The organism is Pseudomonas sp. IT-P171 (genome assembly GCF_949767765.1).
Classification (GTDB): Bacteria; Pseudomonadota; Gammaproteobacteria; order Pseudomonadales; family Pseudomonadaceae; genus Aquipseudomonas; species Aquipseudomonas fluorescens_B.
Genome location: NZ_CATKQN010000060.1, coordinates 39837 through 52460 on the forward strand (window position 1 = coordinate 39837; position 12624 = coordinate 52460).

A 12624-nucleotide genomic window follows, 5' to 3' on the forward strand; every position below is an offset into this window, starting at 1 on the left:
GAGAATGAAGCACCTTCGCACCCCGCAATCGACGATAAAAGGCTCACTTTTTCTAGCCTGTTACTTGATCTCCATTGTCGCAGTGCCCGCTTTGGCGCAAGCCACCCACCATTTATTTACAACGGTAGTGTTCGCAGTCTTAACCGCCGTTACCCTTAAAGGTCTGAACAACATCGTCCACGAATGCTCGCACAACTCCTTCTCGGACTCACATAGCTACAACGATCGCGTCGGAAAGTTGCTATGCGCTCTATTGCTCATGAACTTTGCATCGTACAAAAAAGAACACCGGAGCCATCACATGCATCTTGGCAACTATGCCTTGGACGATGATTTTAAGTTACGCCTGAACCTCGGCCACAATCGCCCTACCACGTGGCCACGGGTTTTGCGCGACTTAATTATGCTGCGTTTCGTTTGGTTCTACTTTCCTAGGACCAGCATGCAAGATCCCTACCACAGTTTCGGGCTTGCGCTATATATGGGAATCGGCGCATCTCTATATATAGCAGACATTAATTATGCCATTTGGACGCTCATCTTGGCTCATGCTGTATTCCTGCCGTTCCTTCGCTACCTGATTGACATCGTGGATCATGGTGGACTGTATACAACAGAGCTCGACGAAATATATAAGTCTCGCAACTTCATCGTTCACAATACCGTGCTCCGCACCCTCTTCTTTCCACGTAACGATTGCTATCACCTCATTCACCACCTCTACCCTTATATACCAGTTCATTGCTTTGGCAAAGCTCATGAACTCTTGATGGAAGACCCTGTTTACGCACAGCTCCACCACCATGCAAGTCTCAAGACCTTTGAAAGCCGGGTTACGATTGAACCTAATCACGTTGAGGGAAGCAGGTCATGACGAGTTTCATAGAGCAGAGCTTGAACGAGATCTGGAGTTTTACTTTGGGTCGGAAAGACATTGGAGAGAATGACAACTTCTTTGCCTTAGGTGGTGATTCGCTGCTGGCGCTAGCCACGATAGAACAAATCAAGCAACGGCTCGGCTGGAGTCTGAACCTTGGTGACTTACTGCGTTATCCGACAATTCGCGAACTTGCCACCGATGGCTCGCAATTACAGGCCGCAAACCAGGAGCGCGCAATTATACGAATGAGTAACAGGGGCTCAAAGATACCCATTATATTCATTCACCCGGTTAGCGGTTTAGTTTTCGCTTACTCAAAGCTCGTCCAACGCCTTGGTCACGACCGTGGTTGCTACGGCATCCAGCCTTTAGCGCTAGCGAATGTCGAGCGACTGCAAACCATTGAGCAGATTGCCGAGCATTATGCCAACTTGATTTTCGATGACTTCGGCGAGGAGGATTTTCATCTCGTCGGCTGGTCGCTCGGAGGTCTCATCGGATACGAGATCGCTAAAATAGCGGCCGACAAAGGGTTGAATCTGCGGAAACTAGTACTCATTGACAGCTATATATGGGAAGTACCGACCATCAAGTGGGACGAGGCTGCGCTCCTAGAGGACTTACGCAACGATCTCCTAGCCCAAGTAGCAGCAAATAATAAATTCGCTGTCGCAGCAGAAAGCGCTGATCCTCCGACCACCACTCAAGAAATAACAATGGCTTTGTTTGGGCAGGAAGGTGGCAAACAGCGTTCCAGTATAGAGTTCGTCCATCGCCTCATTCAGATGTATCGAGCAAACATCTTCGCTTTAGTCGAATACCGGCCAACAATGAAGCCGACACATGGTCTTCTTTTGCACGTACCAGAAAACGATTCCATAGAGACTTGGCACAAGCTGAGTGCCGGGAAACTAACTGCATGCCCCATCGCCGGCTCCCACTATGGTCTTTTGCAAGATCAACATGCAACGACGATTGCGACGCTGATCGAAAACTATCTACTGGGGAAAGAGGAGTTAAACCATGTTGTCAGACAAGACTAATCCATTCGAAACAGAGTCCGGCATCTTTTATGTGTTGGTCAACAACGAAGGTCAGCACTCACTGTGGCCAGACTACGTCGCCACCCCGGCGGGATGGCAACGCTTGTTTGGGCCTAATAGTCGGGACAACTGTCTTTCCTTCATTGGCGAGAACTGGACAGACCTAAAACCGAAGAGCCTGATATGAGTGTCATTCTGCCTCTGTTATTCCAACAGCAAGTCGACCGCACCCCATATGCCACGGCACTCGTTTGCGAAACGTCATCGTTGACCTATATGGAGTTGAACGAGCGCGCCAACCGTGTAGCGCACTGGCTAATAGCCAAAGGTATAGGGCCAGAGATGGCCGTCGCCGTATCATTACGCCCCTCCACTGAATCAGTGGCGAGCCTTTTAGGTATTCTTAAAGCGGGCGCGATGTACCTACCACTTGATCCAAGTTATCCGAGTGAACGTCTTGAATACATGATCAAGGACGCGCAGCCAGCGATCCTCCTTACAACGCGGTCCCTCCTTGATCATCTCGGTACAGCGGCACAATCTGTAAGTATCGTATACGTTGAAGATTTCAACGAAGTGTTGACCAACACAAAAACAACGAACCCTCTAGTCCGTGAACGCAGCGAACTGCTGCAACCACTGCATCCTGCGTACGTCATTTATACATCAGGCTCAACCGGCCAGCCAAAGGGCGTCATTGTGACTCATCATGCACTCGCCAACTTCATGGTCTTCATGATGAATCATTTCTGGATCACCTGCCGCGACGTTGTCGTGTCGACGACTCCGATCTCCTTCGACATCGCTGGGCTGGAGTTGTACTTACCACTTTTGAGTGGAGCTGAACTGCACTTGGTGCCCCACGAAATCGCCATAGACGGCCGAGCCCTAAGCCGTTTTATTGCTGCCGCGAAGCCTGCACTGATGCAGGGAACGCCTGCCCTTTGGCAGCTCCTGCGAGAAGCGTCCTGGATACCTGACGGCTCGATGCAGATATTGTGTGGCGGTGAGGCGCTACCGCCGGACCTCGCAGATTTTCTCAGCGTCGCATCCAACAAGGTGTGGAACCTGTATGGACCAACGGAGACGACAATCTGGTCATTAATGGTAGCTGTTCGTCGGGGCAAACCGGTCACAATCGGAAAACCGATATGGAACACTGAGGTTTATGTGCTCGACGCTTCACTTCGGCTCGTACCAGCGGGAATCGAAGGCGAGCTCTACATTGCTGGCGACGGTTTGGCACGTGGTTATTTGGGTAATGCAAAACTGACCGCCGAACGCTTCGTGGCCTGCCCGTTTGGCGCCGCGGGCAGCCGCATGTACCGGACAGGAGACATCACCCGTTTAAATGAAAATGGAATGCTGGAGTTTCTGGGGCGTGCGGACGAGCAAGTCAAAATCCGCGGTTTCCGCATTGAACTGGGAGAGGTCGAGGCCATTCTGATGCAACAACCCGGCGTCGCTCGTGCGCGCGTATTTCTACGCGAGGACCAACCCGGCCTGCGACACTTGGCAGGATACGTCGTGCCAATAGCGGGTCACTCATTGGACACCACAATCCTACGCCACGCGATATCATCGCACCTACCTGAATATATGATCCCGGCAGGTATCATGGCTTTGGCCACGCTCCCACTGACCCCTAACGGCAAGGTGAATCGCAACGGTCTGCCGCCTCTTAGTTTCCACTCCAGGGAGCAACGCACTCCCACAGCAACAAACGAACTGTTACTAGTCGAATTGTTCTGCGACGTGCTTAAAATTAAATACGCCGGTACTGACGATAGCTTCTTCGATTTGGGCGGAAATTCGCTCTTGGCAACACGCCTGATTAACCGTTTACGTACAGAGCTCGGTATTGAACTACCCATCCGATCAATCTTCGAGGCACCGACTGTCGCCAACCTGGCGTGCAGGTTGAGCGAAGCTGAGCCTGCGCATCCTCCCATTCGTGCATTGGAGCGTCCCGCTCACTTGCCTCTCTCATTTGCGCAACAACGCCTTTGGTTCTTGCATCAGATGGAAGGGCCGAATGCAACCTACAATTTGCCTATTTACCTTGACTTGAAAGGTAAGCTGGATCGCAAGGCGCTGCAGCAGGCGCTCAACGACTTACTCATACGTCACGAAGTCCTCAGAACGCGTTTTCGTGAAGGCATTCAAGGTCCTGAGCAGGACATTGCGCGGGAGGGAAGTGTCAAAATTGAATTGGTGGTACACGAGGCTTCCGCTGACGAGCTATCTGACGTTCTCTCTCAAGCAGCCAGTCATCACTTCGATCTGAACCGCGAAATCCCAATCTGCGCCGACCTCTTCCGTCTGAGCAAAGAGCATCATGTGCTGCTCGTGACCCTCCACCACATCGCTGGCGACGGCTGGTCGCTCGCACCTTTCATTCGCGACATGAGCTTCGCCCATGCAGCACACACAGTTGGTGCTGTCGCTGACTTTCCAGCGCTGCCAGTACAATATGCTGACTACACACTATGGCAGCGAGACTGGCTCGGTTCCGATGCCGATACGCAAAGTCCGCTATCGCAACAATTGTCATACTGGCGCCGAGCATTGGCGAACATGCCCGAGCATCTCGAACTCCCGACAGATCGCCCCCGTCCTCAGGTCCCAAGCTTCCACGGCAACATCGTCCCAATTCATGTGGACGCCGCTTTAACCCTACGCCTCTCCAATCTCGCACGCCAAGCAGGCGTTAGCTTGTTCATGCTTTTGCAGGCGGCTACCGCCATACTTTTGAGCAAGCTGGGTGCTGGCACCGACATTCCCTTGGGGAGTCCCATCGCCGGACGCATTGACAGTGCACTGGACGACTTGGTCGGACTTTTCGTCAACACACTCGTACTGCGTACCGACACTTCAGGAAATCCGAGTTTTCTTAGGCTGCTAGCGCGTGTGAAGGAGGTGAATCTAGCGGCTTATGCAAATCAGGACATACCGTTCGACTACTTGGTCGACGCGCTGAACCCAATCCGCAGGACCAGTCATCATCCACTGTTCCAGATCATGCTTGTACTCCAGAACAATGCTGCACCGAACCTCGAATGGCCTGGATTGACAGTAGAGTTGGGATCGACCACCACGCATACTTCCAAATTCGATCTGACGATTGAACTGACTGAGCAAAAATATGAGGACGGTTCGATAGCCGGCATGAGCGGTGAAATCGAATACGCAACGGACCTTTACGATCGAACCACAGTCGAGGCCTTTGCTCGTTACCTCGTCAACATCCTCAAGCAAGTTGCAGCCAATCCAGATAGCACTCTCGCGGCGATCAACATTCTCGACTCAGATGCTCGCAGCATGATTTTAGAGCACTGGAACACCACTGAACGAAACATCCCAGACACGGTTTACCCCTTTCTTTTCGAACGGCAAGTCACTGAAACCCCCTTTGCCACCGCCGTAATCCATGAGGATATGGCTCTCTCATACGAAGAATTGAATCGCAACGCAAACCAAGTTGCACACTGGCTTCTCTCACAAGGTGTCGTCGCCGAAGATCTGGTAGGTCTCTCAATGCGGCGCTCTCCGGCGATGTTAGCCAGCCTGCTAGGCATATTGAAAGCAGGTGCGGCCTATCTACCGCTCGATCCCGATTATCCTGCACAGCGGATCACCTTTATGCTAGAGGATGCCTGTCCAAGGTGTCTCATCACCACCCAAGTGATCGTCGAGCATTTACCGCAAGCTGCTCGAAGCATCCCGTATATCGCTTGGGACGATGCCGCCGCACTAGAGGCCTTCAAGCAGCTACCCACGAGCAACCCGACTGATGCGGATCGAAAAAGACCTATATCGCGCAATGATGCCGCGTACGTTATCTACACATCGGGCTCGACCGGAAAACCCAAGGGAGTGGTCGTTACACATTACGGGATTCCCAATCTTGCAGGCGCCTACATCGAGTGTTACCGCTTAGACGCGCACTCACGTTTTCTACAATTTTCTTCGATTAACTTCGACCCTACCTTCTGCGAGATGTGTTGCACGCTACTGTCCGGCGCGACTCTTATCTTGGCCTCACCCGAAGAGCTTCTGTCGCCCAATCAACAAATACAAACGATGGCAAAGTACCGGCCAACCCACATCACATTCTCACCAACAATCCTCGGCAGCATGTCGGAGGACGCGCTCAGGAGCTGCCCTCACCTCATGGTTGCAGGTGAAGTCTGTTCGCCAGCTCTCGCTAAAAAATGGTCCCGCAACCACCGCATGATTAATGCTTATGGCCCAACTGAGACCACGGTCGACGCGCTGTATTGGGAATGCCAGCCCCACTTGAATGCTGAAACCGTCCCTGTCGGTCATCCATTGTGGAATACACGCATCTATGTACTAGATACCGCTTTGATGGCTGTACCTCCTGGCGTTATTGGTGAGCTGTACATCGCCGGACACGGATTGGCGCGCGGATACATAAATCGCCCTAAGCTCACGGCTGAACGCTTCGTTGCCTGTCCATTCGGACCACCCGGTTCGCGTATGTATCGCACAGGTGATCTTGCCAAATGGCGCAGCGACGGTGTTGTCGACTTCATCGGCCGCGTCGACGATCAGATCAAGATCCGCGGTTTCCGTATCGAACCAGGAGAGATTGAAGCAGCACTTGCTACACACCCTACTGTTGCGCAAGCGGCGGTGATAGTTCACGAGGATCAACTCAACCACAAGCAACTCATTGGCTACATAGTCCCACATGAAGTCAATGCAATAGCTCGCGACCGGGCCAACGAGATCGAACGTGTTTCTATATGGCAGACCATGCACGAGCGCGACTATAGCGAACAAACCAACCTCGCTTCGCCTCAAGACTTCAATGGGTGGAATAGCAGCTATGACAACCAACCGATTCCGCTTGAGGACATGCTGGAATGGCAAGCAACGACCGTCGACAGAATTCTGGATTTGAAACCGCGTCGCGTGCTCGAAATCGGTGTGGGCTCCGGCCTGATCTTATGGAAAGTGGCCCCACACTGTCATTCATACTGGGGACTCGACTTCTCCCCCTCCGTGATCCGAGCCCTTGATGAGCGGGTGAACGCCACACTGTCATTACGTGAACGCGTCGTCCTCAAAAACCTTGCCGCCCACCAACTGGGTGAGCTTCCTATGGAATGTTTCGACACAGTTGTCATTAACTCCGTAGCGCAATATTTTCCAAGCAGCCGTTATCTACTCGACGTTCTTAGCCAAGCAATGAACCTCTTGGTTCCAGGCGGCCGTGTCTTCCTGGGTGACATCCGCAATTACCGATTGATGCGGTGCTTCGCCACAGCAGTGGCCGTACATAAAGGTCTTCATCGCAACGAGAGCGTCTGCGATTTGCGCAAGATTATCGATAATACCGTCAGCCTCGAGAGTGAGTTGCTTCTCGACCCTGGTTTTTTTGCAACGATCAGCCAAGAACTGCAAGCAGTCGTGGGGGTGGACCTTCAGATTAAACGCGGTAAAAAGCGCAATGAATTGACTGACTTCCGCTACGATGTCGTCTTGCATAAACACGGCAGCCTATGTCTCTCCGCAAGAGGCTCACATGAACTTGGGTGGTGCCGCGATGGCTCAGGCCTCAATGTCGTTCAGCGCTTTTTGTCGAAAGAGCGGCCACCGATATTGCGGGTGACAGGTGTTCCAAACGCACGGGTGGCAGCAGCAATACACCTGGATAAAACGATTTGGGTGCAAACTAATACCGATTTCTCTCTCAATGCGAAATCCATCACGACTCCAACCAACGCAGCCGTGGATCCGGAATCGATGCACGCATTGGCAGATTCACTGGGATATAGAGTCAAAATCACTTGGACGGACACCGCGAACAGCGACTGTTTCGACGCAATTTTTATCTCCCCATTTCATGATCATCTTTTGCTGGCAGATCTCTATCGGCCACGATCCGAGACGGATGTCGCAGCCCCCACACTCGCCAATACTCCAAACTGCGTCCAGGAGGTTCGCAGTCTGGGCCTTGAACTACGCCGTTATGTCGCAAAGAAGCTACCGGATTATATGGTTCCCGCAGCAATAGTGATACTTGATCGACTACCACTCACCCCCAATGGAAAGCTTGATACAAGAGCTTTACCAACCCCCAATTTTACCTCTCGAGACGTGCGTTTGCCTCGTACACCGACAGAGCGAAAACTCGCTCGTCTATTCGCAGAGGTCCTAGGTTTAGAGCAAGTCGGTCTCGATGATCGCTTTTTCGATCTGGGTGGTGACAGTATCCGGTCAATCCAATTAGTCAGCCGAGCCCGTGTCGAGGGGTTCATAATAACACCACGTGAAGTGTTCCAACATCAAAGTGTCGAGGCACTGATCAGCATTCTGAACACCCCCCCCTCGCTACCGACAGCTGCGGAGCAAGACGGGGAAGATCAGTCATATTGGCTAAAGGTATCGCAGACCCCGGACCCGCGACTCTCACTGAAGTCGCCACATGCGGAATGCGGAATATACCATCACTTCAAACGCTCATTGTCGAACGAACTCACGCATATATTGGCTACCACTATTCCACGTCTTTACCATACCTGCGCCGACACTGTCTTGCTGGCAGGCTTTGCACTGGCTTTGGCAGATTGGCGTCTTCGCCGCGATATGAACACAAAGGCGTTGCTGCGACTCGATTGGCGTAACCCGCGAACTCAGCACACCATTCCACTCAAGCTCAATACTGGCGGAATCAATACGCAACACCTTGGAGATCCCCGCGCGCTGTCGCGGTTGTTGAAGCGTATAAAAGAACAAGTAAATTCAGTACCCAATGAAGAGTGCAGCTATTCCGCCTCACAACAGAGGTTTCCGCTCTCACAAGTCTGTCTTGCGTTCTACACCAATGGTGACAAACCGGAACCAATTACTCGTTCGCTTCACGCCTTAGATCTCACTGGCGTCATAAATGATGACCTCACCTCCCCAACCTTGACGGTGACTATCGGGTGGGATGAGGCCCAGTTCGATAGAGACGAAACATCGTCGTTACTTAACCATTGGGTCGATACCCTCCAGTCACTTGCGTGCCTGGCGGAACACCCCACTCTCGGGGGGCTGACGCCGTCTGATGTCAATCTCATCAAGTTAAAACAGTCCGACATCGATGCGATTAAAACTAAGTACCCTAAACTTCTAGAGATTCTGCCACTCGCGCCGTTGCAGCAGGGCTTGCTGCTTCATACGAACCACAATTCAATACATCGAGACCCCTATCAAGGTCAAACAATCCTTGACTTGGCGGGAACACTCGATATATCCCGACTCAAGACTGCTGTGAATAATCTGCTGCTCAGACATACCAATCTGTGCGCAGCTTTCATCTACCAAGGTCTGGAGAACCCGGTGCAAGTCGTCACCCAAGACGTCGAGGTACCGTGGAAAATCCACGACCTGTCTTCCTTGGCGCCAATTGAGCAGCACCTGCAACTGGAAAGGGTTATGACAGAAGACCTGTCACAACGATTCGACCTTAGCAAGCCTCCGCTGATGCGGTTCATGCTAATTCGCTTGGCTGCCAACCGACATCATCTCATTATCAGCGACCATCACATCCTCCTTGACGGTTGGTCAATGCCAATCGTTTTAAGGGATATTTTTACACTCTATCGGTACGGCATCGAAACGATGCCCGTAGTTGTCCCTTTCAGAAACTATCTCGCCTGGCTCGTCAAACAAGATCAAAATAGTGCCCGAGCCGCATGGCAGGGATACCTTGCCGGATTCGATACCCCGACGAACATTTTTGCAAAAACAACTTGTGCGCATGAAATTCCAGACACGACAAACATAGAACTAACGACAGCGATGACCGATAGTCTCACGCACCAAGCTGCACGTCTTGGCGTAACACTGAACACAGTAGTACAAACGGCCTGGGCTTTACTCCTCATGCGCCTTGTTGGAAAGTCAGACGTCGTCTTCGGAGTCACAGTGTCCGAACGCCCGCCCGAGATCGAGGGTATCGAGAGCATGGTTGGACTCTTCATCAACACCGTCCCGCGGCGTCTAGTACTTGAGGAGTCCGATACATTCGCGAGCCTTTTGATTCGAGTTCAGAAAACTCATCTTAACCTCATGCAACACCAACACTTGGGGCTTACAGAGATTCAGCGTCTCGTCGGAATGGGAGATCTGTTTGATACCTACTTCGTCTTCCAGAATTATCCAGAACAGACTGTAACACTTGGCGATCCGGGCGATCTGCACGTCATGGAGATGACCAACGGAGCAGCGGGCGTGTCCCATTATCCGCTCGGGCTGACTGTCTTGCCCGACAAGTGCATAACGTTACTGATTGGGTACCACAACCAGCTATTCAAACCCATACAAATCGAGGGAATCAAGACCACATTAATTGAAATTCTTGAGGCAATTGCCACAGACGTAAGTCAACGCGTCTCTACCAAAGGAAAGGTTTCATGAATTCACTGTTACAGACCATCAACGAGTTCCCCTTGTCGGTCAAGATCTTGCTTACTCTCTCACTTGCACGGTCCGTTAGCTTTTTTGCACTGCTACCGTTCCTGCCGATTTATCTTCATGAGGTGCTTGGATTCGACATCGAGCAAATTGGCTATGTGCTCGGACTCTGCCTATTGGTCGGCACGATTTCCAGCGTTTATGGTGGCTATCTCGCGGACAAGATCGACAAGGTTAAACTCTTGATCGCTTTGGACCTGGGTTTGTTGTTGCTGTATCTGGTACTCCCGTCAACTCAGAATACGATCGTATTTCTTGTCTTGCTCATTCTCCTCAACACGGCCTCGGCCACGATCACCGTAGTAGGCAACACCTTACTGTCGGAACAACTGCCCCAAGAGGTTCGCGCCAAGGCCTACTCCTTGCGTTACGCACTCCAAAACATAGGTGCTGCGATTGGACCTTTCTTGGGCGCGTGGGCGGTACGCTACGTATTCAACGCACCCTTTTGGATAGCAGCTGCTTTCACCCTGCTGATTCTGCTGCTCCTTCTGTTCTTTCGTAGCGCCTTCACGCCCGTCACGTCCGCAGCCCCCGCCGATACCGAACGAATGAAATTCGCAGGAACCCTCGCAGTGTTACGCGGGGACCAACGCCTTTTACTATTCACTCTCGGCGGCATTTTCAGCATGGCCGTCTACGGACCATTGCTGACCTACCTGTCGCAATATCTCATCATCGCGGAAACGGCCAGTGTTGCTTACGAAACGGTGGCCTACCTATCTGCCGCGAACGCCATCGTTGTCATATCATTGCAGTATCTATTTGGTAGCTGGATCAAAGAGGAGAAACTCCTGGCTTGGGTGTCACTAGGATCGGCCGCCTTCGTAGTGGGGCTTATTGGCCTTTCCCTGTCGCAGGAACTTTGGATCTGGGTGTTTGCAGTCACTATCTTCACTATCGGGGAGATCATCATCGTACCGGCCGAATACATGTTCATCGACAAAATCGCCCCTAACCACTTGCGCGGTATCTACTTCGGTATGCAGAACCTCGTTTACATGGGAGTCGCCATTGGGCCAATTGTGTGTGGAATAGCATTGAAATACGCAATGCCTGGTGCAATGTTCTACGCATTGATCTGCATGACGCTAATTGGCTTGTTGTTCTATTACGTTGGTTGCCGACGGGCCGAGAGCGGAGGAAGAAAAAGTGTTCGTGTGGGATGAACAGAAAAACGAGAGCAACCGAACAAAACATGGTGTGACCTTCGATACCGCAGCCCAGGTGATCAACGACCCGCTGAGCATCACATCACTCGTCTCATTCGAGAAAGATGAGCCGCGCTGGCAGACCATCGGCACGGTCGACGGAGTAACAGCACTGCTCGTTGTGCACGCGATCGAAGAGAATCTCGACGAGATGGAGGTCATCCGCATCATCTCCGCGCGACGCATCACGAATGCTGAGCGAAGACAGTTTGAATCGTTTTACGACGAGCGCCGGACACAGGTGCTCGGGCATGCTGTGAGCTCGAATGACCGGGGTTGGTTCGGGCCACGCGGATTTCGCGCGCGTCACAAAGGAAACCAGAGTTAAGCGACCATGTACTACATAATCAGCGGATTTCTACTCAGTTTATCCCCATGAAAATTTGAATATGGAGAATCCACAATTGGTCGCGATGTGCCACACAAGTCGGCAGAATATCCTCCGAGCTGGCAGAATCGCCTTTTGTCGTGTTCACAACGCTCGCCGAGCCAGGATTTCCCCATGCAAATGACCACCTCCCTGTTGATCGTCAACCCGTGTGACGAGGAAGAAGACAACATGGCCATGCTCGCCTGCCACAGCGATCAGGGTGAGATGTTCCTGATGAGCCGCTATCCCGACGAGGACGAGCTGGAGATCACCCTTGATGGCGAGCCTTCGACGCTGGACGGCGTGAAAGTGACGCTCAGCCCTACCCGGTTACTGATCGAAATCGCGGCGGCGGATGCGGATGCATTGAATGGCGATGATTCGCTGGAGATCATTCACAGTACCGATGCGAGTGATCTGGCTGAGGTGGAAGAAACGTTGCAGAACATTCTCAAAGATACTGGCACCTATATCAGCCAGCTCTGAATTTCAGTAGCTGTACCGGCCTCGTCGCGAGCAGGCTCGCTTCCACAATCGATCGCGTTTTTTCCGACAGAACCCGGTCACTGTGGCAGCGAGCCCGCTCGCGATGAGGCCCCAATCAACGACACCACTCCCCGACCCGCA

7 protein-coding genes are annotated in these 12624 nt (G+C 52.2%); all 7 read left to right on the top strand.

Going from position 1 to position 12624, the window contains the following annotated elements; genetic code table 11:
* The first annotated feature begins 4 nt into the window (after positions 1-4).
* The 7 genes from ACM6I5_RS29305 (at position 5) to ACM6I5_RS29335 (ending at position 12483) form a co-directional block, all read left to right on the top strand.
* The gene (locus tag ACM6I5_RS29305) at positions 5-874 is read left to right on the top strand and encodes a fatty acid desaturase family protein (RefSeq protein WP_414885190.1); all 870 of its coding nucleotides are present in this window, start codon (positions 5-7) and stop codon (positions 872-874) included.
* Positions 871-1923 carry an alpha/beta fold hydrolase gene (locus tag ACM6I5_RS29310; protein WP_414885191.1) on the top strand — a complete coding sequence of 351 codons (1053 nt, stop codon included), beginning with the start codon at positions 871-873 and terminating at the stop codon, positions 1921-1923. The genes ACM6I5_RS29305 and ACM6I5_RS29310 overlap by 4 nt, the downstream gene beginning before the upstream one ends.
* The gene (locus ACM6I5_RS29315; RefSeq protein WP_414885192.1) at positions 1904-2110 is read left to right on the top strand and encodes an MbtH family protein; all 207 of its coding nucleotides are present in this window, start codon (positions 1904-1906) and stop codon (positions 2108-2110) included. Before ACM6I5_RS29310 ends, ACM6I5_RS29315 begins: the two co-directional genes overlap by 20 nt.
* On the top strand, positions 2107-10359 hold the full coding sequence (locus ACM6I5_RS29320; RefSeq protein ID WP_414885193.1) for an amino acid adenylation domain-containing protein: 8253 nt from the start codon (positions 2107-2109) through the stop codon (positions 10357-10359). Before ACM6I5_RS29315 ends, ACM6I5_RS29320 begins: the two co-directional genes overlap by 4 nt.
* Positions 10356-11585, top strand: coding sequence for an MFS transporter (locus ACM6I5_RS29325; protein ID WP_414885194.1), 1230 nt, complete (start codon positions 10356-10358; stop codon positions 11583-11585). Before ACM6I5_RS29320 ends, ACM6I5_RS29325 begins: the two co-directional genes overlap by 4 nt.
* Complete coding sequence (locus ACM6I5_RS29330; protein ID WP_414885195.1) at positions 11569-11955, top strand: BrnT family toxin; 387 nt, start codon at positions 11569-11571, stop codon at positions 11953-11955. The genes ACM6I5_RS29325 and ACM6I5_RS29330 overlap by 17 nt, the downstream gene beginning before the upstream one ends.
* 174 nt (positions 11956-12129) lie before the next feature.
* Positions 12130-12483 carry a hypothetical protein gene (locus tag ACM6I5_RS29335; RefSeq protein WP_414885196.1) on the top strand — a complete coding sequence of 118 codons (354 nt, stop codon included), beginning with the start codon at positions 12130-12132 and terminating at the stop codon, positions 12481-12483.
* Positions 12484-12624: the final 141 nt, after the last annotated feature.